General features: G+C 41.2%; 24 protein-coding genes. 16 read left to right on the top strand and 8 right to left on the bottom strand.

Features of this window, described 5'->3' with window-relative positions; genetic code table 11:
* Positions 1-18 precede the first annotated feature (18 nt).
* Together zwf and EQG49_RS06270 are read right to left on the bottom strand one after the other, a co-directional pair.
* Entirely contained in the window at positions 19-1,479 is a 1,461-nt protein-coding gene (gene zwf / locus EQG49_RS06275) for a glucose-6-phosphate dehydrogenase (protein WP_133363167.1), read from the bottom strand.
* A gap of 848 nt (positions 1,480-2,327) precedes the next feature.
* Positions 2,328-3,452: an MFS transporter gene (locus tag EQG49_RS06270; RefSeq protein WP_341472812.1), complete on the bottom strand. Its 1,125-nt coding sequence runs from the start codon at positions 3,450-3,452 to the stop codon at positions 2,328-2,330.
* Positions 3,453-3,709: 257 nt separating this feature from the next.
* Here EQG49_RS06270 and EQG49_RS06265 point away from each other — a divergent pair, with 257 nt between their 5' ends.
* On the top strand, positions 3,710-4,162 hold the full coding sequence (locus EQG49_RS06265) for a NusG domain II-containing protein (RefSeq protein WP_243115761.1): 453 nt from the start codon (positions 3,710-3,712) through the stop codon (positions 4,160-4,162).
* A 263-nt stretch (positions 4,163-4,425) separates the two neighbouring features.
* Here the strand turns inward: EQG49_RS06265 and glpK are convergent, their stop codons facing one another.
* Positions 4,426-5,940: a glycerol kinase GlpK gene (gene glpK / locus EQG49_RS06260; protein ID WP_133363166.1), complete on the bottom strand. Its 1,515-nt coding sequence runs from the start codon at positions 5,938-5,940 to the stop codon at positions 4,426-4,428.
* A gap of 287 nt (positions 5,941-6,227) precedes the next feature.
* On the opposite strand from glpK, the gene EQG49_RS06255 reads away from it, so the two are divergent.
* The gene (locus EQG49_RS06255; protein ID WP_133363165.1) at positions 6,228-7,430 is read left to right on the top strand and encodes an MDR family MFS transporter; all 1,203 of its coding nucleotides are present in this window, start codon (positions 6,228-6,230) and stop codon (positions 7,428-7,430) included.
* A 99-nt stretch (positions 7,431-7,529) separates the two neighbouring features.
* Here the strand turns inward: EQG49_RS06255 and EQG49_RS14055 are convergent, their stop codons facing one another.
* Entirely contained in the window at positions 7,530-7,652 is a 123-nt protein-coding gene (locus EQG49_RS14055) for a hypothetical protein (RefSeq protein ID WP_279232826.1), read from the bottom strand.
* Positions 7,653-7,762: 110 nt separating this feature from the next.
* Here EQG49_RS14055 and EQG49_RS06250 point away from each other — a divergent pair, with 110 nt between their 5' ends.
* The 6 genes from EQG49_RS06250 (at position 7,763) to EQG49_RS06225 (ending at position 15,033) form a co-directional block, all read left to right on the top strand.
* Positions 7,763-8,635, top strand: coding sequence for a helix-turn-helix domain-containing protein (locus EQG49_RS06250; RefSeq protein WP_165964802.1), 873 nt, complete (start codon positions 7,763-7,765; stop codon positions 8,633-8,635).
* A 222-nt stretch (positions 8,636-8,857) separates the two neighbouring features.
* Complete coding sequence (locus EQG49_RS06245) at positions 8,858-10,426, top strand: ATP-binding cassette domain-containing protein (protein WP_341472816.1); 1,569 nt, start codon at positions 8,858-8,860, stop codon at positions 10,424-10,426.
* A gap of 130 nt (positions 10,427-10,556) precedes the next feature.
* Entirely contained in the window at positions 10,557-11,711 is a 1,155-nt protein-coding gene (locus tag EQG49_RS06240; protein WP_133363162.1) for a zinc ribbon domain-containing protein, read from the top strand.
* 497 nt (positions 11,712-12,208) lie between these two features.
* Positions 12,209-13,159 carry an ABC transporter permease gene (locus EQG49_RS06235; protein WP_175577945.1) on the top strand — a complete coding sequence of 317 codons (951 nt, stop codon included), beginning with the start codon at positions 12,209-12,211 and terminating at the stop codon, positions 13,157-13,159.
* Positions 13,153-13,926 (top strand): ABC transporter ATP-binding protein, encoded by a 774-nt coding sequence (locus EQG49_RS06230; protein WP_133363161.1) that lies wholly within the window; start codon positions 13,153-13,155, stop codon positions 13,924-13,926. The genes EQG49_RS06235 and EQG49_RS06230 overlap by 7 nt, the downstream gene beginning before the upstream one ends.
* An 87-nt stretch (positions 13,927-14,013) precedes the next feature.
* The gene (locus EQG49_RS06225; RefSeq protein ID WP_133363160.1) at positions 14,014-15,033 is read left to right on the top strand and encodes an ABC transporter substrate-binding protein; all 1,020 of its coding nucleotides are present in this window, start codon (positions 14,014-14,016) and stop codon (positions 15,031-15,033) included.
* 76 nt (positions 15,034-15,109) lie between these two features.
* On the opposite strand, the gene EQG49_RS06220 is transcribed toward EQG49_RS06225, so the two are convergent.
* Positions 15,110-15,922, bottom strand: a complete 813-nt coding sequence (locus EQG49_RS06220) for an HAD family hydrolase (RefSeq protein WP_133363159.1) — start codon at positions 15,920-15,922, stop codon at positions 15,110-15,112.
* A 114-nt stretch (positions 15,923-16,036) separates the two neighbouring features.
* Here EQG49_RS06220 and nrdI point away from each other — a divergent pair, with 114 nt between their 5' ends.
* The 3 genes from nrdI (at position 16,037) to EQG49_RS06205 (ending at position 17,345) form a co-directional block, all read left to right on the top strand.
* The gene (gene nrdI / locus EQG49_RS06215) at positions 16,037-16,501 is read left to right on the top strand and encodes a class Ib ribonucleoside-diphosphate reductase assembly flavoprotein NrdI (RefSeq protein ID WP_133363158.1); all 465 of its coding nucleotides are present in this window, start codon (positions 16,037-16,039) and stop codon (positions 16,499-16,501) included.
* A gap of 267 nt (positions 16,502-16,768) precedes the next feature.
* Positions 16,769-17,011 (top strand): type II toxin-antitoxin system PemI/MazE family antitoxin, encoded by a 243-nt coding sequence (gene mazE, locus EQG49_RS06210; protein ID WP_243115760.1) that lies wholly within the window; start codon positions 16,769-16,771, stop codon positions 17,009-17,011.
* Complete coding sequence (locus EQG49_RS06205; RefSeq protein WP_133363157.1) at positions 17,004-17,345, top strand: type II toxin-antitoxin system PemK/MazF family toxin; 342 nt, start codon at positions 17,004-17,006, stop codon at positions 17,343-17,345. The genes mazE and EQG49_RS06205 overlap by 8 nt, the downstream gene beginning before the upstream one ends.
* Positions 17,346-17,413: 68 nt before the next feature.
* On the opposite strand, the gene EQG49_RS06200 is transcribed toward EQG49_RS06205, so the two are convergent.
* Genes EQG49_RS06200 through trpX form a run of 3 tightly spaced genes read right to left on the bottom strand, consistent with a single transcriptional unit; the run spans position 17,414 to position 20,068 of the window.
* Positions 17,414-18,181 (bottom strand): ABC transporter ATP-binding protein, encoded by a 768-nt coding sequence (locus tag EQG49_RS06200; protein WP_133363156.1) that lies wholly within the window; start codon positions 18,179-18,181, stop codon positions 17,414-17,416.
* Positions 18,174-19,073: an ABC transporter permease gene (locus EQG49_RS06195; RefSeq protein WP_133363155.1), complete on the bottom strand. Its 900-nt coding sequence runs from the start codon at positions 19,071-19,073 to the stop codon at positions 18,174-18,176. The genes EQG49_RS06200 and EQG49_RS06195 overlap by 8 nt, the downstream gene beginning before the upstream one ends.
* Positions 19,070-20,068, bottom strand: a complete 999-nt coding sequence (gene trpX / locus EQG49_RS06190; protein WP_133363154.1) for a tryptophan ABC transporter substrate-binding protein — start codon at positions 20,066-20,068, stop codon at positions 19,070-19,072. Before trpX ends, EQG49_RS06195 begins: the two co-directional genes overlap by 4 nt.
* A 1,057-nt stretch (positions 20,069-21,125) precedes the next feature.
* Between trpX and EQG49_RS06185 the strand changes: the two genes are divergently transcribed.
* From EQG49_RS06185 to EQG49_RS06165, 5 genes are all read left to right on the top strand, one after another.
* Complete coding sequence (locus EQG49_RS06185; protein ID WP_133363153.1) at positions 21,126-21,494, top strand: fluoride efflux transporter FluC; 369 nt, start codon at positions 21,126-21,128, stop codon at positions 21,492-21,494.
* A complete protein-coding gene (locus EQG49_RS06180) occupies positions 21,491-21,844 on the top strand; it encodes a fluoride efflux transporter FluC (RefSeq protein ID WP_133363152.1) in 354 nt (117 codons plus the stop codon). Before EQG49_RS06185 ends, EQG49_RS06180 begins: the two co-directional genes overlap by 4 nt.
* Before the next feature lie 36 nt (positions 21,845-21,880).
* The gene (locus EQG49_RS06175) at positions 21,881-22,753 is read left to right on the top strand and encodes a DegV family protein (RefSeq protein ID WP_133363151.1); all 873 of its coding nucleotides are present in this window, start codon (positions 21,881-21,883) and stop codon (positions 22,751-22,753) included.
* A 190-nt stretch (positions 22,754-22,943) separates the two neighbouring features.
* The gene (locus EQG49_RS06170; RefSeq protein ID WP_133363150.1) at positions 22,944-23,927 is read left to right on the top strand and encodes a ring-cleaving dioxygenase; all 984 of its coding nucleotides are present in this window, start codon (positions 22,944-22,946) and stop codon (positions 23,925-23,927) included.
* Positions 23,928-23,929: 2 nt separating this feature from the next.
* The gene (locus EQG49_RS06165) at positions 23,930-24,574 is read left to right on the top strand and encodes an alpha/beta hydrolase (protein WP_133363149.1); all 645 of its coding nucleotides are present in this window, start codon (positions 23,930-23,932) and stop codon (positions 24,572-24,574) included.
* Positions 24,575-24,978 lie beyond the last annotated feature (404 nt).

Here is a 24,978-nt window from a genome sequence, read left to right as displayed (position 1 = left end):
GCGGTTAAATATTAGTAATTAGCCTTTGTAAATCCATTCACGGTCTTCGCGTTCCAATAATTCGTCAGACGCAGCAGGTCCCATAGTGCCTGAAACATAGTTAGGGAAGTCTTGGTGTACAGAATCCCATGCTGATTGTACGGCATCAACGAACTTCCAAGCAACCGCCACACCATTCCAGTCAGCGAAGTTAGATCCGTTACCATCCATGGTATCGTGAATCATGCGTTCGTATGGTTCTGGAGTTTGGGCTTTATCTTCATCAGAAGCTTTCCACTTCAAAGTGATAGGACGAGTCTTGAATTCAGCAGTTGTTGCCTTGGCAGCAATCTTGTATTCAATCCGACCTTCTGGATCGATGATGATTGTCAACACATCGTTAGACAATGGTTGGTTTGAATCGAACAAGTTATAGTCTTTCTTGAAGACAATGTCGATACGAGTAGTCTTAGCAGCTAAACGCTTACCAGTCCGGATGTAGAATGGTACACCTTGCCAACGGTATGAATCGAATTGCAACTTACCAGCAACAAAAGTGTTGTTTTGTGAATCAGCTGGTACGTCTTTTTCATCCAAGTAACCGACTTGAGTGCCAATGGCGTTAGGGCCGTATTGACCGCGGACAAAGTTTTCAGCAACTTCATCAGGAGTGTAAATCTTCAATGAGTTGAACGCTGCGTTCTTGGCAATCCGAATATCGCGGTCAGTCCAAGTAGCTGGTTCATCCATTGCTAACCAACCAACGATTTGCATCGTGTGGTTTTGAATCATATCACGCAAAGCACCGGCAGTATCATAGTAACCGGCACGGTCTTCAACCCCGAGAGTTTCAGAAAGGGTAACTTGGATATTATCGATTGAGTCACGGTTCCATGACTTAGTGAACATTGGGTTACCGAAACGCAATGCAGCGATATTTTGCACCATTTCCTTACCGAGGTAGTGGTCAATTCGGTAAACTTGGTCTTCGCTGAAGGCGTGTGATAATTCGTTGTTCAATTTTTCGGCTGTTTCGTAATCTGAACCGAAAGGCTTTTCAATCATCAAACGGTTGAATTCACCATTTTCTGAAAGGAGACCTTCTGACTTCAAAAGCTTAGCAACCGTACCAAAGAAACGAGGAGCAACAGACATATAGAAAATCCGGTTACCCTTCAAGGCGAACTTTTCGTCCATTTCTTCAATCAAGGCCTTAAGTGGGGCGTAATCTTCAGGCGTTGTGATATCTGCACGTTGGTAATCAAAGTGCTTGAGGAAGTCTTGTGGAGCTTCTTCGTTCATGAATTCTTTAATTGAATCGTGAACCATAACTTGGAATTGCTTGGTTGAGAGTTCCGCACGTGAAGTCCCAAGGATTCCAAAATGTTCTACCAAGAAACCTTTCTTGTAGAGGTTGTAAACAGATGGGTATAACTTACGCTTGGCGAGGTCACCAGTGGCACCGAAAAATGTAACCAATGTTGTAATTTCTTTAGGCACGATAAATATCTCCTTTAAGCAATGTTTATGGAATAATTTCAATTTCCGTATATCAACTATTATATACTAGAAAGCCCTTACATGCGATATTTTTGCCTAATTTATGAAAAGATTTTTCATGAAGTTTAGAGTATTGTGAAAATGAGTTACATTGGTATAGATGGTTAATTAGTTTTTACTAAATTCCGCTTAGGATTGTGCGAGAATTATAAGCTGCAACTGATTAATAAGTTTGTTGATATTATTTGCAGAAAAAGGCTTGGCGCACCAAGCAGAAGCAGTCTGCGTGTATGCTTGAGAACCGGTACGAAAAACATCTCAGCATTTTGTTTCATTAATCACTGAATCTATGTCTACAACAATTAGGTTAGAACCTAGAACTAACGGAGTGGCTGGAAATTACTTGGCGGTCGCAGACTTTACACCGCGACTGGGGGAATGTGTGTGAAGCACATATTTCCGCTGAGGATAAGATGAGGAGTCTTAGGAATTTATTCCTTAGAGTCCCAGCTTGTCCGAACCGACCAAGACCGTACTTTGGCTTGGGAGGCTGCTTCCAGCGTGGTGCGCCAAGTAATTTACTGGCACGGAGTGGCCAATTTTATTCAATCCCACGTCAGACGAAATAGAGCCGAAATTCGACGCAGTGGCAAGTACACGACGAGACTGTGGATAAAGATGAACTTGTGGATAAATAAAACAAAAAAAGTTTTCCACCAGTGTATAACTTTGCGGTTACACACCATGGTGGAAAACTTTTTAATTGCGGTTATTCATATGAAACTAATCAAAGATTTTTTCTTTACGTTCGACCATCATCCCGGTAATTGCCATGATGACAATTGCGATTAAGAGGACGATGATTTGTGGATTCTATGACATGAGTGGAAAGCTGAGTAAGCAGTCCCAAACAAGGCAGGTCCAATAGCGGCAATCAAGTAACCACCAGAGTTAACCATTCCTGAAAGTTCAGAAGTTTCGTATGGATTTTTAGTCTTGTTACTCAATGAAGCCATCAAGTAAGGGAACAATGATCCGGTTGCGAGACCGTTCAAGATGTTCAAGACTAACCAGAAACCAAATGAGGCGTTACCGAAGAAAATCATAATGTAAGAAATTGCGGCAAAGGCTGAGGCAACAATTAAGAAAATTTGACGATTCTTTTTGTTCCAGCCAGTAACGAAATTTGGTACTAAGAATGAAACTGGCAACGTTACTAATGCATTGATTCCGGCTAATAATCCAGCCATGCTACCTGATAAACCAAAGCCGGTGGCAATCGTTGGTAACCAAGCGATTGATGTGTAGAAGATTGCTGATTGGATACCAGCAAAAACTAACATTAACCAAGCTGTTTTATTTTTCCAAGCAGATGGTACTTTTGGTGCCTTGCTAGCACTGTTACGGGTGGCACGTTGGTTGTATTTCAAGTTTGGTAACCAAACGATTAAAGCAATCACAACGGCAATCGTCAAAATGATGATTAATGTTTGCCAACTGGTTGCCTTCACGATTGGCACAGCTAAAGCAGATGCTCCGGCTGTTGTCAGTCCCATAGTGAAGACGTAAACTGATGTGTACAAACCGACTTTGGTGGGGAAATTAGCACTAATGAGGGTTGGTAACAAAACGTTCATAAAGGCAATTCCGATACCGACTAACAATGTCCCTAAAAACATCATTGGGGTTGAAATGATCCGGATGATTGAGCCGACAATCATCAGAACTAAGACGGCGGCAAAGGCACCTTCATTTCCCAATTTACGTGCGACCCAAGGGGCAACTGGTGAGAAAATGGCGAAGGCTAACAGTGGTAATGTGGTCAAAATCCCTAATGATGAGACCGGTACGTGTAAGCCTTTGGCAATTGAATCCAAAACTGGTGGAATCGTGGTGATTGGAATCCGCAATACGGCTCCAAGTAAGACAATTCCGGGGATTAAAAATAAACTATGTTTAACTGTTTTTTGCATAATACTCCCTTTCACGGTTAGCAAATAAATAGCGGCTTGATAGGTCGTTTTTTTATGACAAATACGCGGCTGTAAAAATGATTTCTAAGAAATATGTAGATAATTAGATGACAGCAACGCATCGACAGTTTGGTGACGCAATAACAAACTTTTTCATGTTACTACATTTTTACTAAAATATCTATGAATATTACTTGGCCGCCGTGCTATAATTGTTTTTTGTTGAAATACTTATTTAAAGAAAGGGAGAAAACAAAGTGAAGCAAGCAATTCAAACGATTCGCAAATATCGTTACATGATTAAGCCGTTTGACTACATCATCGTTGTTAGTCTTATTTTGCTCTCTTTCCTACCGTTGGTGATTTTTGGCGTGCAACAGCACAATTCGGCATTAAACAATGCTAACAGTGACTTGGTTGCCAACATCACGCGCGATGGTAAGCTTCTCAAAACAGTTAATTTAACTAAAAACAAAAAGCATTACTTCATTAACTATAAATGGAGCGGTGGTAAATATAACATAATCGAAGTTGATGGGAATCGAATTCGTGATTATCGCGATGAAACCCCTAATCAAATTGCGGTGCGAACGAGCTGGATCTCCAAGCCTGGACAAACCGCGGTCAACTTGCCCCACAAGATTTTGATTGAAGTGGTGCGTAAAGACAAACCGAACACAGCAACACCGGATAATATCGTCCAACCGTAAATATTTAAAAATAGGATTCACTAAAGTTAGCAATGACTTGGTGAATCCTATTTTTCGTTTTAGCGTTGATAACGACGTTAATACAAAATATATTTTGTATCAGAAGGAAAACGGCGTTAATACAAAATATATTTTGTACCAGAAGGAAAATGGCATAAATACAAAGTATATTTTGTATTAAACAGAAAATGACATAAACGCAATAAAATAGACGCTACCAAGCTCAAAATACTTGGTAGTGCCTATTTAATTTCCAGTAGCAATTAGTGGTGCTTAGGTTTGAACACTTGGGTCGCTTTAACGGCCTGTTGCCAGCCGTGATATAGCGTTTCACGGCGTTCGGGTGCCATGTCGGGGTTGAAGTCACGACCATCGACGGTCATTTCACGAATTTGGTCGATGGAATCCCAGTAACCAACGGCGAGCCCGGCAAGGAATGCGGCTCCGAGGGCGGTTGTTTCTTCATCGGCAGCTCGACGAATTTCGGCGTCGAGGATGTCAGCTTGGAATTGCATTAAGTAGGCATTCCGGGAAGCACTACCATCCGCATTCATGATGGCAATGTCATAACCGGTGTCCGCCCGCATTGTTTCGATAACATCACGCGTTTGGTAGGCAATTGATTGCAAGGTGGCCTTGATGAAATCATCACGGTTGGTACCGCGCGTAATCCCAAAGACAGCGCCACGGGCGTCGGCATCCCAGTAGGGAGCTGATAGGCCAGAGAAGGCGGGCACAAAGTACACTTCGTCATCGTTGGTCGAATTAGTAGCGGCAACTTTGGTTTCAGGTTCAGTGCTAATCATGTGTAAGCCATCATGCAGCCATTGGATCGCCGAACCAGCCACGAAGATTGAGCCTTCGAGGGCGTATTTGATTTCGCCTTGCATGGCATAGGCAACGGTGGCGATTAATTTATGGGTTGATTTAACGGGGTGATCACCAGTGTTCATCAAAATAAATGAACCGGCACCGTAAGTATTTTTAGTGAATCCTTCATCGAAGCCCATTTGGCCAATCATGGCGGCTTGTTGGTCACCAGCTAAGCCGGCAATCGGTACTTGTCCACCAAAAAATTGGTAAGCTTCAGTTGTACCATAAACTTCCGAACTTGTTTTGATTTCAGGTAACATCACGGCCGGAATATTGAAGAGGGCTAATAAATCGTCATCCCAAGCTAAGTCATTAATGTTAAAAAGCATCGTTCGGCTGGCATTGGTATAGTCAGTGACGAATGCCGCGCCGCCTGTGAGCTTCCAAGTCAACCAAGTATCAACAGTCCCAAAGAGGAGCTCACCGGCTTCAGCGCGTGCTTGAGCACCTTCCACGTGGTTTAGGATCCAACGGATTTTGGAAGCTGAGAATACAGTACTTAATGGCAAACCAGTCTTGGCTTGAATCATGTCTTCGTGACCAGCCGTCCGGAGCGCTTCGATGATGTCGCTTGACTGCGTACTTTGCCAAACGATGGCGTTATAAATTGGTTGGCCGGTAGCTCTATCCCAGACAATCGCGGTTTCACGTTGATTGGCAATCCCGATAGCTTGGATTTCATCGGGGCGGACACCAGAGTTAATCATGGCACTAGCAATGACAGATTGCACACTATGCCAAATATCGTGCGGATTTTCTTCAACCCAGCCCGATTGTGGAAATATTTGGGGGATATCAGTTTCAGTTTCGGTAACTCGCCGCCCATTTTTATTGAAAATTTTAGCGCGTGATGCGGTCGTGCCTTGGTCAACGGCGAGGATATATTCTGGTTTTATAATTGCCATAGGTACCATCTGCTTTCTTTATATATAATAGGTAACGCTTTCATTTTATCATTTTTCACCAAGCGGGGTAAACTTAAACCGCATTCTCAGTTATGGTATCGATTCTGATGCGGATATTAGGTGGGCTGAACCCAGTGAACGCGGGTGGTTTGTATTTCAGCGTTGTTTTTGTGAATGAAGTTTTCGTACACGATTACTTGTTAATATCGCTACATTTGGTATGATATGAAAAAGCAATTAGCGCGTGTAGTTTAAGCACACGGATGTGAAATGAAAATGAGGGATTTATGGATAGCAGTGATAGTGAACAGCGAAGTCAACAAGCGCTGAAAGAAGTTAAATTAAAATGGGTGTTATTAGCATCGCTCTTTCTTAATACTGGGGCAGCGTTATTATGGCCAATTACCACGTTATACACGAAAGAAGTTTTGCATCAATCAATGGTGATGGCGGGGTTGGTATTAACGATTATGGCGGCCATGATGATGGTGGGAAATTATGTTGGCGGTCGTTTGTTTGATCATTGGAGCCCGTATAAAACGCTGTTGTTCAGTGTGATTCTGTCGACAATTAGTACGATTTTGATGGTTTTTTTCCACGGTTGGCCAATGTATCCAATTCTATTAACCGTAATTGGTTTTGGTGATGGTGTGGCAGGGACGGCGTTGAATGCATTCGCCGCGGCGATTAAAACGGAAAGTAGTCGACGAGTCTTTAATTGGATGTCGGTGACCATGAATCTTGGCGTGGTGCTGGGAACGTTATTGGTCGGATTACTATACAACAAAGGTGTTCGCGATGTTTTCATGGCGGCGTCAGTGATGTATGCATTGTTTGTCATTGTAGTTATTTTCCACTTTAAGGTGCCTGCTTTAGCGAAGGAAATTCGCCGTTTAGCCGCCAAAGGTGAAAAATTTCGCCCATCGCCATTCATTCTCTCGATTGCCGGTTTAGTCTTTGCGATGTATTTCGCCTATGTCATGTGGGAAGCGCCAATTGCGGTGCATATGACCAACTTGGGGATGTCGGTGCAACAGTACACGAATCTATGGACGATTAATGGGCTATCGATTGTATTGCTGCAAACGGCAATCGGTTGGATTTCACGCAAATGGTCATATAAAACCAATGTACTTGGTGGAACATTCCTATTTGGGGCAACTTTTGTGATGTTGATCTTTGCGCATCACTACTGGGCGTTCATCGTAATTATGTTTATCCTCACACTTGGGGAAATGCTTGCGACGCCAAATATCCCCGCCTGGGTGGATGCGTTGACCGATGATGCCGTTCGTGGGCAAGCGCAAGGCTTTGTGGCAATGATGATTTCGCTTGGCCGTGCCGCAGGTCCCCTAATTGCTGGGGTCTTGATTGATGCCGGCTCATATTCAGTGCTATTCATGATTGTGTTCCTGTTCATGGTGGCAATGATTGTGCTTGTAGCAGTGCTAGATTTGAAACGGAAGCAGCGGAATAAATTAGTGCGATAAATAAAAGGCGTAGCGAGAATTCAGCTACGCCTTTTTTCAATTTCTTCCCCCAGAAATGGTGCAACTGGTGTTTGGTGCTTCTGCAAAGTGGAAATAATGTTAATAGTTCGCTTTAACTTGATTAGCTGAATGTTCGGCAGTTGTACCCGTAGGAGCAAAATCACGGGCAGATAAGATGGTAAAGATGGTAAGGGTTACTAAAACAAATACAAGATATTTCATAATTTTTTGATTCCTTTTCTACTAAATAATATACAATATAAAATAGGCGTTGCCGTATAGTTGATTTGCGTCATAATTGACGCAAGAATAATTATGGGATGGGGAAAATAATGGAATCAATTGGGGAGAAATTTAAAAATATTAGGGAAAGCAAAAATCTATCCTTACGTTTTGTAGCCGGAAATACCACAACAAGTTCGTTTCTGTCAAAGTTTGAACGTGGAATCTCAGGAATCTCATTAGATACATTAATGCCAGTGTTACGAAATATGAACATGACAACGTCGGAATTTTTAAACTATGTCATTGATGCAGATGATTCATATTACACGTTACAAATTAATGCATTACGCAAGTTATCAATGGCAAATGATACGCAGAAGTTAATAGAAAAAAGTAATGAAGAGAACGAACTTTGGGGAAAAACGCATGACATAACGCATCAGCATTTGGCTTTAATCGCTAAAGCATTATGGTGTGAAAATGAAGGTAAATTGCTAGAACCATATGAGCAGAAGCAAATTCAAGAATATTTATTTAACGCCGAGGTGTTTTATCACTATGAATTAATAATGATTAATTATACGCTCAGTGCATTGCCTATTGAATATCAGATTCAAATGGGTAAAGAGATGTTTAACAAGTTACCAAATAATTATTTTGTGACTGAGTATCGTGACATCATTACGATGATCATTAATAACATTATTATTAGTTGTATTGAAGAGGAATACTATGAGGTTGCCGCTGAATATATTGCAATGCTAAAGAGCAACTTTGACAGCAGCGTTTACTATCGTGTACATGTGCAGCTTAAGTTTTTTCAAGGATTGCTTTTTATTCAAAAAGGTCAAATAGTTGAAGGCACACGGTTGGCTAATTTTACGATTACAGTTATGGATGAAATTGGAAACAAAGAGAAGGCTGCAGATTATCGGGTGATGTTAGACAAGTATCTTAATAAATTAAATATTTCAAATTAAAGGCATAGAATATAACTAGCCTGCAAAAAAAGCTTAGCCAAGTGTTTAAACACTTGGCTAAGCTTTTTTATTGTACGTTGCGTCAATTACGACGCATGAGAAAGAAAAGTGGAAGAGTGGGCTATTATGCAAGATAAGGAGGAAGAGAAAATGACTAAATTATATTGAACGGAAAAGAAATTAGTTGCTTTATATGGATTTGTTGCAACGGCTTATGCAGGGATTTTAATTTCATATTCATATATTTTGGAATTTATTATGAATTTGGCAGATGGAAAAGTTCAAATTTCATATAGGACAGCACTTGTTCTGGTAGCAGGGTATATCGTAATATTTGCTGGTAGTTTTGGCTATCGTTCATACCTACAAGCAAAAATTGGTATTCGAATGAATTATCAGTTTAGAAAGTATGTAATGCAGCGATTCAAAACGATGACAATTCAAGATTATGGTAGATATAGTCAAGAGCAGTATCAAACAATAGTAAGTCAGAAAGCTGATTTATTAGAAGCGAATTATTTCTTGATATTTCCGAAAGCATTCGGGTATACAGTGTCATTCATAATGGCAGTTATTGCTACGTTTATTATGAAACCTGAAATAGCAGTAGTAATCATTATATTAAGCTTACCAGCGATTATTATTCCAATAATTGGAAAAAAGAAGTTAGAAAGTTTACAGGATGATGTGCTTGTTAAAATTGATGGTTATACAACACAGTTTATGGATGTTTTTAGGGGCTTTTCGACAATAACGCATTTACTATCAATTAATCGATTTATTAAAAAATATGATTATGCCAATACAGGTTTAGCAGATGCTCGTACAAGAAATCAAAAAGCAGTTAATATCATTGATGCTCTAAATAGTTTTGCATCTGATGTTTTGTATTTGGGAACATGGATATGTGGTGCGTATTTTGTAATCAAACACGAAATCACATTAGGCCAATTGGTGGCGTTTTCGCAATTAGTAAATTTAGTAGCGTGGCCATTGCAAAATATTTCAGAATTATTGGCAAATTTTTATGCGGGTAAGCGTGTCATCAACGAAGTAAGTAATTTATTTGAGAATATTAGCGGGGATAGCTACACGCAAAAAAATCACTTAACTAAGATAGACACAATTGAGTTCAAGAATGTGAGTGTATCTATTGAAGACAGGCAGATTTTAGATAATATCTCTTTTGTTTTAAAAACTCGGGAACGCAATGTGTTAATTGGTAAAAGCGGTTCAGGAAAATCCACAATTGTTAAGTTGTTGTTAAAAGAAGTTGATTACGATGGTTCCATTTTAATGGATGGGGTTGAATTATCAACTATTAGTAATCAAGACGTTTACAGTTTTTTTGGAATAGTAAATCAACAAAATATTGTGTTCGATGGATCAATCGCAGAAAACATCACAATGTTTAGTGAGGAAATTCAGCAAAAAGAGCTTACTAATGCGGTTGCGATGGCAGGATTAGCGGATAAATTGAATCAATTGGAAACACAGATAAATAATTCGAATAGTAAGTTATCCGGTGGTGAATTACGTAGGTTAGAATTAGCGCGCATATTGTATCGCAAATACAATTTTACAATTTTTGATGAAGTTACCTCAGGCCTTGACCCATCGACTGCTTTACAGGTACAAGCGGATATAAATCGAACAAATTTGGGCTATTTGATGATTACACACGATTATGGCGAAACATTTTTACAGTCGACTGATCATATTATTATCATTAACAATGGTGAAGTGGTGCATGATGGTGTAACGGCGGAAGTTATTAAATATATTGAATAATTTGATATTCTTTTGGTTTCTGCACAATGTGTGGGAACTTTTTTGTTATCTGATACGCTTAATGGGACCCAATATCACAGCAACATATTATTGATGTGAGTGATATTATTGTTACAAGGGGGTGAGGATAATGAGCGAATTATATGCAACAAAATGCCCAATCTGTGACACACCAATTAGACCAACCGATGAATTTTGTCCAAAATGTGGCTTTAATTTAAAACGTGATATTAGTGTAAATGAAAAACGCGATTTACAAATGGAATACGCTAAGCAACCGCATCGCAGTTCGTACCGGTGGTTGATGCCAACAATTATTGGGGGAATTATCATCTTGAGTATGGCAGGAATTTTGCTACGTCCCATTTATATTACGGAGCGTGCACAAATGCCGAAGGATGATAATAATATTCCGATTAAGGATACTAGTAGCCAATCAGCAGCAACGACGATGAGTGGGGAGAATTTTGCCGCGACTAAAAAAATAAAAAATACTGCGGTTGATATGCAGATTTCATTCCTAACAGGCGATAAATATCATGCGGAGATAAAAACTACGCAACTAAATGGTAGTACGCAATTCACGATTGAAGAAGGAAATTACCAACTTAAAGATACCAAAGTTGTGCTGGCCCCAATTAGGGGATTAATGACTACGGCTAATCAAGCGGGGACTGTTAAAAGTGCCACGGCTCTTGGATATACACAGGCGACACAAGCAAAAACTGAGGGCTACAAAGAGATTAAACATTTTAAGGTGGTTAAGGATGCGTTGACAACTGAATTTATGAGTAAAAATGTAACGTTAACTAGTGTTCTGACACCGCGTGGATATACTGATATTGCAACTATGGCAATGAAAGCCGACGATGATTTAATTAAAAAAGATGCGGATAACATGCAGACTAAAGATCAAAAACAAGCTGCTGAGCTGAACGTAATTGAAAAGAAACTAACCGCTGACCAAAATCACATATTGGCCTACATGTATTATTTGCAAGTATCAGGTGAAGGTTTCAAAAAATATGAAAAAGTGCAGCAAAATACGACCTTTTACGCCGAAAGCATTGGTCCCAATCGCTGGGCAATTTTGAAACAACAAAATCAGCCAGCGCTGGTTCAAGTTAATTATGAATATGAGAACGGGCACTACACGTTCTTAATGAATCACGACATAGGTCCGCAAAGCCCGGCCTCGTTGGTTGAATTGTATCATCGATTCTATGAAACACCCAAGTATCGTAAAGTGTACGATGTTTTACAGAAAGAATGGCGTGATTACTAAAATAATGGGCATTCATGCGTATAGATGGATGCCTTTTTTATATAAAACACGTAGTCTTTCGATGATAAATGACAATTGGATTAAAAGAATGAGAAAATGATGTTGACAACTGAGCAAGTGAGCGGTAGTGTACTAGACAACCAATAACAATGAAGAGATAAGTACATCACAACGGATCTGGATAGAGAGTTAGCGCGTTGGTGAAAGCTGATGATCCAATGTTTTGAAAAATGGTCTTGGAGTTAATGTTACCGTGAGCAATATTCCGAGTTGTAAATAGTAGCCGGTCACGCCCGTTAACGCGCAACGATATTGGTGCTTAATGGCATCTGTACCGATTGAGAATACCTTAGTGATGGGGCATTGCAAACGGGTGGCAACACGAAAAAATTCGTCCCGCAGTCTAACATAGTTTAGATTGCGGGCTTTTTGTGTTCAAAAGCAGGTGTTGTGGTACGTCGTAGTGCAGATTGAGACAAGTTTTCAGGAGGAAAGCCATGGTTAAAAATAAAATACGAATTTGGAGTAGCGTAGTGCTAATCACGCTCGTGTGGTTGATGCATAATCTGTTACCTAATCGTGTGACGAATTTTGAAAAGCCGCAGCCATATTTCAATGAATTATTAATAATTGCCCTAGTGGTGACGGCTGTTTTTGCAATTATTAGTACAATTTTGCATCGCGTCACGGCTTTTCAGTACAATTCACCACGGATAGGGGTGTTTTTCTTGGCATTTGGCTTGTATGACCTTGTGACACTTAAACTAGGAGCAATCAATACGCTATTTTTCCCAAATCCCGATAAAATATTTGGTGCGATGGTCAACAATGCAGTACTGCTAGCTAAGTGCTTAGGTTACTCCGTGTGGTTGTTGGTGATTGGGTGGGTGCTCGGTGGGATTTGTGGAGTAATCACCGGTATCTTGATTGGGTGGAGTACTGATTGGAATTACTGGCTTGATCCAATCGTAAAATTTTTAGGCCCAATTCCGCCAACGGTATTGATTCCAATTGCGCTATCAGCATTTCCAACGAGTTTTGCAGCGAGTGCATTTTTACTAGCACTATCAATGTGGTTTCCGGTCACGATTTTGACAAATTCTGGCATTGCGAGTGTCCGCGTCGATTACCTCGAGGTTGCCGATACGATGGGGGCCTCAACATTGCAGAAAGTTTTTAAGGTCGCAATTCCCGCAGCGGCACCGAGTATCTTTGTCGGTATCTTCAATGGGGTCTGTGCCTCGTTCATCACTTTGATGGTTGCGGAAATGTTGGGCGTCAGATACGGGCTAGGTTGGTACATTAATTGGCAACGTGAAATCATGGGGTACGCTAACGTATACGCCGGTTTAATTGTTTTGGCAATTGCGTTTTCATTAATTATCACGATTTTATTCCGTGTGCGGGATCATTTCTTGAAGTGGCAGGAGGGTTTAATCAAATGGTAGTAAGAACAGAAAAAATTAAAGTCACAAATTTGCGTAAAGTTTTCCCTAGCCACGAGGTTGGGGGAGAAAATGTAATTGCGCTAGACCATGTGGATGCGGAGATTCAACCTGGTGAATTTGTGAGCTTAATCGGCCCATCTGGTTGTGGTAAAACGACGTGGCTCCGCTTGATTGCGGGGCTAGAGGAACCAACCAGTGGCAGTGTTTATATTGGGGAACAGCAAGTTCAAGGTCCCGGGCGTGATCGTGGGCTAGTATTTCAAGACCCAAATTTATTTCCGTGGTTAACGGTTAAAAAGAACATTGAATTTGGGTTAAATATCAAAGGTAAGTTAACGTCCACGGATCAAAAAAACGTGACCGAACTCATAGAATTGGTGGGGTTGCAGGGATTTGAAAATGCATACCCATATCAATTATCTGGGGGGATGGCACACCGAGCGGCGATTGCACGTGCCTTGGTCAATGACCCTGAAGTTTTGTTATTTGATGAACCGTTTGGTGCGTTGGATGCCTTCACCCGAATGAAATTGCAAAGTGACGTGTTGCGAATTTGGCAGGAGCGTCAAACGACGATGGTTTTGGTGACGCATGATGTTGAAGAAGCGGTTTTTTTAGGGCAGCGGGTCTTTGCAATGACGCCACGTCCAGCACACGTCAAAGAAGTCGTACCAATCCCGTTAACGTATCCACGTAAGCGCGACGGACGGGCATTTATTGAGCTGAAAGAGCATGTGTTAGGTGTGTTAGATTTTCAGAACTTATAGAAATTTGACAATATGAACAGTATCTCACCTGTAAAATAAATTGATAACCAGGTAGGGGAACGTGATTAATGGAATTGGGGGAAAAGGATGAAACGAAAATATATTTATACAGGTGTTGTCGCAATAGTTGCGGTACTTATTGCTGGGGTGTTTATCACGGTTGGTGGACACAAAACGACGGTTGATAGTAGTTCTGACAAGAATTTTGTTTTGAAAATTGCAGAAAATAACGATTTATGTGGCGCACCGCAACAACTTGCGGTTGAAAAAGGTTACTTCAAACATGCTGGTTTGAAAGTGAAGGTCGTCAAGCTAGGTTCCGACACAACGAATTTTGAAGGGGTGAATGCCGGTAAAATTGACGCCTCTAATTCATTGCTAGGCAGTTTAATTCAGCCGCTGGCTAATGGAGCAAAGGTCAAAATAACAACTGGATTGCACAGTGGCTGTCTGCAGATTTTGGTAAAGAAAAATTCTGGTATCAAAACAGCGCAGGATTTGGTTGGTAAAAAAATTGGTGTCAGTGACATTGCTGGTTCTGCTGCGACTTATGCAAAACGTTATTTAGGTGATTACGGCGTGGATGTTTCAGCAGATCATGCGAAAGTTCAATTTGCCGCTTACGACGGTTCCGAATTGCCAATTGTTTTGGAAAAAGGCCAAGTTTCAGCGATTGCTTTGGGTGACCCTGATACTGAAATTGATAAATCGAAGTATAACTTGGTTACCTTGAGTTCATCAGCGACTGATCCTAAGTTCAAAGATGAGTATTGCTGTGTGGCCTACGTTTCCGATGGTTTAGCGAAAAATCACCCATCCGTTGCTGCCAAATACACACAAGCATTACAAAAAGCTTCGGCGTGGATTGCTAAGCACCCAGAGGAAGCTGTGGATATTCAAGAAAGTCACCACTACGTTGATGGCGACAAACAGATGAATAAGGATATGCAAATGGGTTATCATTACAAACCTTCATATACCGGGGCACAAAAAGCTTTTACCACGGTTGGTGAAGATTTACAGCGGCTTGATGTGTTAGATAAAAACGTTGATGTGTCGCAGTTACAAAAGAATTCCTTCTTTAAAACATCGGCCTCAACGAATTAAGTTGAATCTACTAAAAATTACAAATCAAAAAAGCCGGGCAATTACCCAGCTTTTTTAGTGCATATTTGAATGCGAGTTAGTGCTTGAGATCAAAGTACTTAATCAAATACTTAGCCACGCCGTCATCTTCGTTCGTATTAGTTACGAATTTAGCGTGGTCGATGACTTCTTGAGGTGAATTAGCCATGGCGACGCTGATATCAGCGACTTCCATCATTGGCATGTCGTTTTCACCATTACCAAAGACTAGCGTGTGAGCGGCATCAATGCTGTAGAAGGCTTGAACGGCTTGAACCGCTGAAGCTTTGCTAATGCCTTTAGGGAGGAGTTCGATGTTACCGGGTGCTGATGATGATACATCGAGCAGTGGGGATGCTTCTAACGCTGCGCGAGCATTATCAACGGCGCCTGGTTGACCGCCAGCAATAATACCGTTAATAATTTCTGGGTAAATGGCAGTGATTTCGGCACGATCATTGAAATGGGTAATCGAGTTAGGTGGTAATTCACGCGCGAAGAAACTAATAATTGATAGTTCTTTACCATCACCAACATTGTGGACGACCTTACTATCGGAGAAAAATCGGACTGGTGTGTCATGAGTCGTGGCAATGTCTAATACTTTATCAATGGCGGGTTGGCCAAGATGAATTTTTTTGACGTCATCACCAAGATCATACATCGCGCCGTTTGAATTAATCAATTTCACATCTTGATTAACCTTATTACGCACACCTTCGGCTAATAAACGCATGCGACCAGTCGCAATATAGACGATATGACCAGCTGCTTGCAACTCCTCAATAACTTGTTTGGTAATTGGCGCTACGGAATGGTTGTTACGGATTAGGGTACCATCAATGTCGATAAAGATTAAATGCTGTTCCATCGGTCTGCCTCAACTTTCATTTTTTGAATACTATAATGATACCGCATAATTGTGAAATTATACTGTATAATGAAGCCATGATTTTAAAATGAAAAAAGAACAAGGGGATCTCACATGCAACCAATTCGTATCTTATTTAATTCAATTTCAGGGAATACCCGGAGTTTTATTAACCATATTACTGAATATGCTAAGGAACAAAATGCTGAGAATGCTGAAAATCCGTTGATTGATAGTGTTGAAATCTCAGACTTAACTGATTTTGCAGACGAAACGCAAGACTACTTTGTTTTTGTGCCAACTTACCTTGATGGTGGAAATGGTGTTGATAACGGTGTGAAGGAGTTAATGACCAACGCACTGGGCGAATATATCACATATAACGAAAATGGACGCCATGTTTTGGGCGTCGTGGGTTCAGGTAACCGAAATTTTAATGAACAATATATTCTGACGGCGCGCCGTTATGCGCAAGCAACTGGCTCAGAAGTGATTGCGGACTACGAATTACGTGGTACACCGAAGGATTTTGCGCGAATTTATGCAATCTTGAAAAAGTATCAAACTTTAAACGCATAGTATTCACAATATTTTCACACCTAAATGTGATACTTATATCAATCCCTAATATATAAGAATTACTTTCCCGAGTAATTCGCGTTTTCTAGGAATTCCCTAAATTCCTAGAATTCCCTCCCTATACTCCTTTTGGATGTCGCTCTTCCCTGAGCGGCATTTTTTGTGCAGTTAAATAAAAAATACAGCCCACTTTTTACGTATATTATTAAGTGAGGGGGAATAATTGACAATAACAAGCTCAAGTATATACGAACGGAGGCGACAATAATGACAATGACAAGCGTAAAAATTCGCAAAGTAGGCAATTCATCAGTTTTAACTGTGCCACAGAGTATTTTACCAGCGAATGTGACGGAGTTTTTGGTCTATGCTGGTGAAGATGGCAAAATTGTCTATACGCCAATTAAAAACAATCCATTCAATGATGCTGAGTTGATGGCAACACTAGATTTGAAACAAACCGAAGAATTTGAAGGGGTTGGTGAAGTTGGTTTGGAACGTAATGAATGAATATATTCCGCATAAGCAAGATATCGTGATACTGAATTTTGATCCATCAGTCGGCAAAGAAATTCAAAAAAGGCGTCCGGCAGTGGTAGTTAGTAATAACAAATACAACGAATATACCGGCCTGATTGCCGTATGTCCGATTACCCATGTAGCTAATAACGCAATGTTGCAGTCAGGCTTACTAGTCAAGGTGCATAGTGAGCATGTGGATGGCTATGTGAATCCACTCCAGATGCATACCTTTGATTATCAAAAACGCCAAGTAGAGAAAGTCGATGTGATGGATTCAGCAGATTTTGTGGATGTTTGGCAAAATTTGAATTTCATATTTTAACTACAAATTAAAAAGCTGCCAAAATCTGTTCGAGATTTTGGCAGCTTTTTTTTTGCTAGATATTAAGTTTAGTAAGCTTCGAAATATTGCAACAGGTCAGCTTTCGTTAACTTGTCTTTTTCGGCACCGCGGACATCTAACGTGATTTGACCGTCGTGGAGTGCAATCAAGCGATTACCGTAAGTTAAGGCGTCTTCCAAGTGGTGAGTAATCATGAGGGCGGTTAACTTATCTTCGCTAATGCGTTGATTGGTCACGTGCATCAATTGTTCACTTGTCTTAGGATCTAAAGCGGCTGTGTGTTCATCTAACAAGAGTAAATCAGGGCGGCGGAGTGTTGCCATCAAGAAACTCAAAGCTTGGCGTTGGCCCCCAGATAGTTCGCCAGCAGGGGTGTTCAAACGGCTATCGAGGCCGTTACCCATTGTTGCCGTCAAAGCTCGGTATTTTTCCATATGTTGGTTCAAATTGCGAGACTTCAATGTCCGGTGTTGACCGCGTTTTTCGGCTAGTAATAAGTTTTCAGCAACGGTCATCCGTGGCGCGGTGCCAAGCTTAGGATCTTGGAAGACCCGACTCATATACTTGGTGCGCTTAGTTTCGCTATAGTGGGTGATATCAGTGTCACCGACCAACACTTGGCCCTCATCGGCTGCTAAATTACCAGCAATGACATTGAATAACGTTGATTTACCGGCCCCATTAGAACCAAGAACCGTGATAAAGTCACCATCATCAATGGTTAAATTAATGCCCTTAAGGATTTGTGTTTGGTCCGGTGTCCCTTTTTGGACGTAAGTTGCTAAATTTTTAATTTCAAGCATCGTTTTAGTCATGAGTTTTCACCGAGCCTTTCATTACTTTGGTAAAGCCGAAAATTTTACGGAATTTTGGAGTTAATAATGCAAGGGCGAGGACAACGGCTGACAACAAGTTCAAGTCATTCGCGGCAAAGCCGAGTTGCATTACGATTAAGAGGACGAAGCGGTACAAAATTGAGCCAACCACAATCGCGATTAAACGTTGATTCATCGTCAATTCACCGAACGCAACTTCACCAATAATGATTGAAGCTAAGGCGATAACGATGATACCGATACCCATGTTAACATCGGCATACCCGTTGTTTTGGGCGATTAAAGCACCACCAAAGGCAATCAAGCCGTTTGAAAGCATCAAGCCCATAATTGTCATGCCATCAGTGTTAATCCCAAATGAACGCGCCATATCGGGGTTGTCACCAGTGGCGATGAAGGCTTGCCCGTATTCGGTTTGTAAGAAGTACATCGTCAACAGGGTGATGATGGTAATAATAATTAACCCAACTAAAACCCCGTTGAAGTATGGTGGCAAACTGTTCATGAAGTGGCTGTTTAAAATCGTGTGCTTGTTAAGTAATGAAAGGTTTGAACCGTTCATGATACGCAAATTGATTGAGAAAGTGGCAGTCATCGTCAAAATCCCGGCTAATAAAATCGGAATATTACCCTTGGTGTAGAGCAAGCCGGTTACAAGACCAGCTACGGCACCAGCACCAAACGCTGCCAACATTGCTAAGTAAGGATTTACGCCACTGTGGAGTAATGCAACCGCAGTCGCTGCGCCAAGTGGGAACGTACCTTCAACAGACATGTCCGCGAAGTTTAAAATCCGGAAAGTTAAGAATAAGCCGAGACCAAGGACAGCCCAGAGGAGGCCTTGCCCAACTGCAGATACGATTAAATTCATTTGATAAGTCCTCCTTTGACTTTGCTTGCAGCTTCGATGAGTGATTGAGGAATTTTAATTCCGAGCAATTTAGCTTGTTTTTGATTGATGACCAAGTCACCGTGACGCATAAATTCGACCGGGGTGTTGCCAGGCTTTTGCCCCTTCAAAATTTTGACAATCATGTTACCAGTTGTGCGACCGATTTGGTATTGGTTGATTGATTCAGCAGCGACTCCACCTTGTTCAACCATGGTGTTAACTGTTGGGAATACGGGAACCTTGGCGGCGTTCGCATTTTGAATCAAGACAGGTAACGCACTAGCGATAGTGTTGTCAGTTGGCACGAAGACGGCATCCACGTTGTGGTTGTTAACCATTGTTTGCGAAACTTGCGCCAAGTCGTTGGTTTGCGCAATCGTGTAGACCTTAACTTTCAAACCAGCCGCCTTAGCCAAAGTAATCATTTTTTTACCTTCAGTTGTAGCGGAATCATCAGATGAAGTGTAGATAACCCCTAAAGTTTTCATGTTAGGCATGATTTGTTGGATTAATTTAAGTTGGTCGGCGAGAGGAGCTTGATCAGAAACACCAGTGACATTGCCACCAGGGTGCTTCAAGTTCGTTACGAGTTGGGCACCGAGGGGATTAGTTGAGGCTGAGAAAACAACTTTCTTATCAGGCATCGTGTTCACTAATGCTTGGGCAGCCGGGGTGGCAATCCCGACTGAAATATCAGCATTTTCGTTATCAAACTTAGTTGCCATGGTCTTTAAGTTACTTTGATCACCTTGCGCGTTTTGGAAATCAATGTGGATGTTCTTACCATTGATGTAGCCGTGGGCTTTCAGCGAGTCGTCGATCCCCTTATTAATAGCATCAAGGGCGGGGTGCGTCATAAATTGTAAAACCCCGACCGTTGGAATCTTCGCAACCTTTTGCTTTTGGGTGTCCATGACTAGGGCAGCTCCGAGTAAAGCAAAGATTAATACAATTACAGATATTAGTCGTTTCATAAAATTGCTCCTTCAATAATTTCAATAAATTTATATAAAAAAAGTGGACAAAGCCAACTATCAGTCAGCTTTATCCACTCGCGAAATAGAAAAAGCCTACATGATAGTTGTTTAAGCTATCCATGCAGACTTTCAAATACACAAAAGTTTGTCGGCACAGATGCAAAATGATCTGAATGATCAAGTTACATCTGTTAAATGCAACCTGAATTACCGACGCCACCAAATATTCAATTGATTGATTGAATTCTTCATTTGATAATACTCCTGTGTTTGTTCATGTCTTTACGTTGCCAATACTATAGCAAATATAATTCGGGTGTGTCAAACATTTTATTTTGAAAAGTTAGTCTAGTTGGTTGAGGGAGGCCACTACGTGCCACGGAATTCGCTTGGTGCACTGAAATGGCAGCCAAGCTTTCTAAGCCTGTAGTCTTAGAAAGTCGGCGTGAACTGGGAGAGTAGTAACCGCTAAAGCGCTAACTCTCCTCATTTCCCTTGAGCGCAGTGATAAATCACTGCCCATTACAGTGTAAAGGCTCCGCCCACCAAGCGAATTCCTTAGGCACTCCGTTGGTTTGTGAAATCAAAATAACTTGGTATTCAATATAATAATTGATACGGTGGGTTTTCGTGATTACATGGCAAGTTTTACAGGGTAATCGTCTGACTTAACGGGGTTTTTAATCATTTGATAGTCGGAGCCTCATGCATGGCGATTGGTATGTGCGAAGTGTATATCATCGACGAGTTCTATGAGTCTCACTTATTTTGCGGAGTTAGCCAATCTCGACAAAACTAATAATTTAAACTCCGTTAAAATTATTAACCCCACGGTGTGCGGTAAACGCCAACTCAAAAATTTCACTTCGTTAGCTAGATAGAGTGTTTGTATGCCACCTGTTTTCATAAGCGATTAAGGATATTTTAGATTTAATGTGGAATTCATTTATACAGCAAAATCGAATTAATAAACAGGAATGGTTTAAAAAACACTTATTTTTTGTATAATAGAAGATATGATGTTTATGCAAGATATGGAAGAAAAGAGATCATAATGCTACAAAAAAGTTTGGCAGTTCTCATCGGCGGCTTTATTGGTGGGGCACTCCGTGAAGCAATTGAATTAATCATTAGTGTCCAACAGTTTCCCGTAGCAACGTTAATCATCAATTTGATTGGCGCCTTTTTCTTGGGCTACCTTAACTTTATGATTGCGAAAAAATGGGCGATGCCAACGGCTGTTGCGACAGGACTGACTACAGGAGTGATTGGTGCGTTTACGACCTTTTCAACTTTTATGTTAGATTTTAATCACCTTGTGACGGTTGGTCACCTGAGTTTTGCTTTAACGTATTTGATAATTAGTGTCATGGGTGGCCTGATGTTTGCACGTTTGGGGATGAGAGTAGGTATGCACGCATGAGTATATTATTTGCGGGTTTAGGTGCGAGCATTGGGGCGTTAATCCGATTTTGGGTGACGCAACTGGGTAATAAACTGTTTAAAACTGAATTTCCGGTAGCAACATTTTTTATTAACATCACGGGGGCGTTTTTGCTGGGGCTATTATTTAGTTTAGCGCCAACTAAGGGCGTGTATACTATCCTTGGTACCGGTATCTTGGGTGGGTATACAACATTTTCAACATTCATGAATGAAGCAGTTCAATTAGGTGAAAAAAGACGTTTACGAGAACTAATTTACGTTGGTTTAAGTATAATTATCGGTTTATTGGCTAGTGCACTAGGCATATGGCTTGGTAATCAGGTATAATTGGCAGTATTAATATTAGTAAAGGGCGTATATAAAATGACAAAGATTGCAGTTATTTCAGATAGTTCAGCGTATCTGACCAAAGAAGATCAAGCAAAATACGACATTCGTGTTGTAAATGACCCGGTTTTATTCGGCGACACGGTTAAGTACGAAAATGAAGATTGGGCAACTAATGCCGATTTTTATGCCGAAATGGCAGCTTCAAGTGTGCAACCAACGACTTCACAAGTTTCAATCGGCCAAATCCAAGTAGTGTTTGATCAATTGATTGAAGAAGGCTACGATACTGCGATTGTAGTTGGTCTTTCAAGTGGGATTTCTGGTTTCGTTGACTCAATGCGCGGTTACGCTCCTTCAGTTGAAGGCTTAGACGTGCGCGTGTGGGATTCAGAAATTGCATGTTCTGGTGCTGGGAACCAAGTTCGCTTGGCAGCAGCCTTAGTTCAACAAGGTAAGGACATCGACGAGATTTGGGCGACTTTGGAAAAGCTCCGTGTAACGACGAAAGTATTGTTTGTTGTTGATGATATCAGCCACTTACAACGCACCGGTCGTGTCTCTGGCGGTACGGCTTTGATTGGTTCATTATTGAACATCAAGCCAATGTTAACATTTGAAAACAAGAAAATTATCGCCATTGGTAAGGAACGTCAAATGAAGCGGGCATGGTTGAACATCCAAAAGAAATTCGGCGAAGTAGTTGCGACAGCTGACTATCCAATCCGCGTATCAATTGTTGATGCTAACAATGATGCAGTTGCTGAAAAGTGGCTCGAAGAAGGACAAAACCTATGGCCTAATGTTAAATTTGAACGTAGTATCATCGGACCACTTGTCGGTGTTCACACTGGTGAAAAGGCCATGGGATTCATCTGGGGTCGTGATTGGGAAGAATTAGCTAAATAATAATTTTGATTTGTAATTGATATTTTTCAGAAGTAGCCCGCTTTCTACCTTGTGATAAGGAGAAGGCGGGCTACTTTTTTGGTAAGGAACTGGATTAACGTGCATAAATACTTACAAAACGTAAGCGAATGTGTTATATTATTCTCAACGATACAGATAAAACATACTATCAAAACGGGGTAAGAAGATAATGGCTAACACAATTCGTGGCTTACACCACTTAACAACGATTACATCAAGTTCACCAAAGATTTTTGACTTCATGTCAGGTATCTTAGGATTGCACTTAATTAAGAAAACCGTTAACCAAGATGATGTTCATACATATCACTTGTACTTTACGGACGATATGGGTTCAGCCGGTACTGATATTACCTTCTTTGACTTCCCTGGAATTCAAAAAGCACAATACGGAACGGACGAAATTACCCGGACAACTTTCCGGATTCCTAACGATGCGGCTTTTGATTACTGGAAGACCCGCTTTGATGCCAATGGCGTTGAATACGATGGCGACTATATTGAAGAATTCGGTTCAAAATTGCTCCAATTCCGTGATTTTGACGGGCAACGGTATGCTTTGATTTCCGATGAAAATGATAACGGTCGGGTTGAAGGTGAACCATGGCGTAACTCAACGGTTGAGCCTGAATTTGCGATTCGCGGGTTAGGACCAGCGTTGTTAACAATTGATAATAAGTACAACTTGCACACCGTTTTGACGCAAGTAATGGGTTTACAAGAAATCGCCCGTGAAGGTGATGACACGTTATACCAAGCAGAAGGCGATGCTGGCCATGGTGGTCAAGTTATTACCCGTTTCCGCAATGATATTCCACGTGGTGTCCAAGGTTTTGGTGGCCCACACCACTTGGCATTCTCAGTTGATGACCAAGAAGCTTTACTGTTCTGGATTAACAAGTTACGTAAGCTTGGCTTCCAAGATTCTGGTTTTGTGGATCGGTTCTACTTCAAGTCAGAATACTTCCACCCAACGCCAGGAATTTTGTTTGAAATTGCGACGAATGGTCCTGGATTCTTACAAGACGAAACATACGATGAAGCCGGTATTCACTTGGAATTGCCACCATTCTTGGAAAACTTCCGCGCCCAAATCGAATCAAACTTGGAACCATTCAATACTGGTGAGGATACAAAGGGTTCAGGGTTCTAATTATGGATAATTTGACAGAGCAACACATTTTTGTGCGTGGAAATATGCTGTTGCCACCATTGGTGTTATTGCATGGTACTGGTGGTGATGAGCGTGACTTGATGGAAATTGGCCGCTTCTTTGGTCATGAAAATCCTATCCTTTCAATTCGTGGTCGGGTTGATGAAGGTGGTTATGCTCGATACTTCGAACGTTTTGGCATGGGGGAATTTAATCTTGAAAGCCTCCACGAAGAAACCGCGTGGTTAGTTGATCAAGTCCAAGCGTTGCTTAAACATTATGGTGCACGCGAAGATGCAATTGTGATTGGCTACTCGAATGGCGCCAACATCGCCAGTCATGCTTTCTTAACTCGTCCAGACTTAGCGTGGCAAGGTGGTATTTTCTTACACCCAATGACTATTGAATTGATTGACCACCCCGTGCAAATGAGCGACAAGTGGTTCATCATGAGCTACGGCTTCCACGATCCAATTGTGACGGAAGAAGATTTTGATCAATTGATGAATAATTTCCGGATGACGGATGCGACGTTGCGAACTGTGGACGTCCATGCCGGTCATGAACTAGGAATGGAAGAATTAATTGCTGCCTCAAATGTTGCTAATGAACTTGGCAAACTCGACGGTGGCGTACCAGAAAAATAATTAATACAATCCAAAAAAAGCTGATTTGCAGAGATGCAAATCAGCTTTTTGAGTCTCTATTCCGGTTGACGTGGGATTGAGTAAAATTGGCCACTACGTGCCAGTAAATTACTTGGCGCACCACGCTGGAAGCACATGTTCAAGCCAAAGAGCGGTCTTGAACAATTCGGATAAGCTGGGAACTCTACGGGAATAAATTCCCTAGACTCCTCATCTCATCCTCAGCGGCGACATGTGTTACACACATATCACCCCAGTCACGGTGTAAAGGCTGCGCCCGCCAAGTAATTTACCGGCACTCCGTTAGTTAGTAATAATTTTCAAACTAGAAAAAACGGTTACCAACTACAGGTCTTAGTAGCATGGAAAAAACACTGACAATAGAACCTCAGTAAGTCGATACT

Origin of the sequence: Periweissella cryptocerci (assembly GCF_004358325.1) — a bacterium.
Classification (GTDB): domain Bacteria; phylum Bacillota; class Bacilli; order Lactobacillales; family Lactobacillaceae; genus Periweissella; species Periweissella cryptocerci.
Note: the sequence above shows the minus strand (reverse complement) of the source record. Positions and strands in the feature narration are given on the sequence as shown.

Coding starts and splice junctions, on each gene's coding strand:
- EQG49_RS14055 (WP_279232826.1), bottom strand. CDS start 7,652: ATGAAATATCTTGTATTTGTTTTAGTAACCCTTACCATCTTTACCATC.
- EQG49_RS06255 (WP_133363165.1), top strand. CDS start 6,228: ATGGATAGCAGTGATAGTGAACAGCGAAGTCAACAAGCGCTGAAAGAA.
- trpX (WP_133363154.1), bottom strand. CDS start 20,068: ATGAAACGACTAATATCTGTAATTGTATTAATCTTTGCTTTACTCGGA.
- EQG49_RS06270 (WP_341472812.1), bottom strand. CDS start 3,452: ATGCAAAAAACAGTTAAACATAGTTTATTTTTAATCCCCGGAATTGTC.
- EQG49_RS06180 (WP_133363152.1), top strand. CDS start 21,491: ATGAGTATATTATTTGCGGGTTTAGGTGCGAGCATTGGGGCGTTAATC.
- EQG49_RS06175 (WP_133363151.1), top strand. CDS start 21,881: ATGACAAAGATTGCAGTTATTTCAGATAGTTCAGCGTATCTGACCAAA.
- EQG49_RS06205 (WP_133363157.1), top strand. CDS start 17,004: ATGAATGAATATATTCCGCATAAGCAAGATATCGTGATACTGAATTTT.
- EQG49_RS06235 (WP_175577945.1), top strand. CDS start 12,209: ATGGTTAAAAATAAAATACGAATTTGGAGTAGCGTAGTGCTAATCACG.
- EQG49_RS06230 (WP_133363161.1), top strand. CDS start 13,153: ATGGTAGTAAGAACAGAAAAAATTAAAGTCACAAATTTGCGTAAAGTT.
- EQG49_RS06220 (WP_133363159.1), bottom strand. CDS start 15,922: ATGGAACAGCATTTAATCTTTATCGACATTGATGGTACCCTAATCCGT.
- EQG49_RS06225 (WP_133363160.1), top strand. CDS start 14,014: ATGAAACGAAAATATATTTATACAGGTGTTGTCGCAATAGTTGCGGTA.
- EQG49_RS06195 (WP_133363155.1), bottom strand. CDS start 19,073: ATGAATTTAATCGTATCTGCAGTTGGGCAAGGCCTCCTCTGGGCTGTC.
- nrdI (WP_133363158.1), top strand. CDS start 16,037: ATGCAACCAATTCGTATCTTATTTAATTCAATTTCAGGGAATACCCGG.
- EQG49_RS06165 (WP_133363149.1), top strand. CDS start 23,930: ATGGATAATTTGACAGAGCAACACATTTTTGTGCGTGGAAATATGCTG.
- EQG49_RS06185 (WP_133363153.1), top strand. CDS start 21,126: ATGCTACAAAAAAGTTTGGCAGTTCTCATCGGCGGCTTTATTGGTGGG.
- EQG49_RS06170 (WP_133363150.1), top strand. CDS start 22,944: ATGGCTAACACAATTCGTGGCTTACACCACTTAACAACGATTACATCA.
- EQG49_RS06250 (WP_165964802.1), top strand. CDS start 7,763: ATGGAATCAATTGGGGAGAAATTTAAAAATATTAGGGAAAGCAAAAAT.
- EQG49_RS06200 (WP_133363156.1), bottom strand. CDS start 18,181: ATGACTAAAACGATGCTTGAAATTAAAAATTTAGCAACTTACGTCCAA.
- EQG49_RS06240 (WP_133363162.1), top strand. CDS start 10,557: ATGAGCGAATTATATGCAACAAAATGCCCAATCTGTGACACACCAATT.
- glpK (WP_133363166.1), bottom strand. CDS start 5,940: ATGGCAATTATAAAACCAGAATATATCCTCGCCGTTGACCAAGGCACG.
- mazE (WP_243115760.1), top strand. CDS start 16,769: ATGACAATGACAAGCGTAAAAATTCGCAAAGTAGGCAATTCATCAGTT.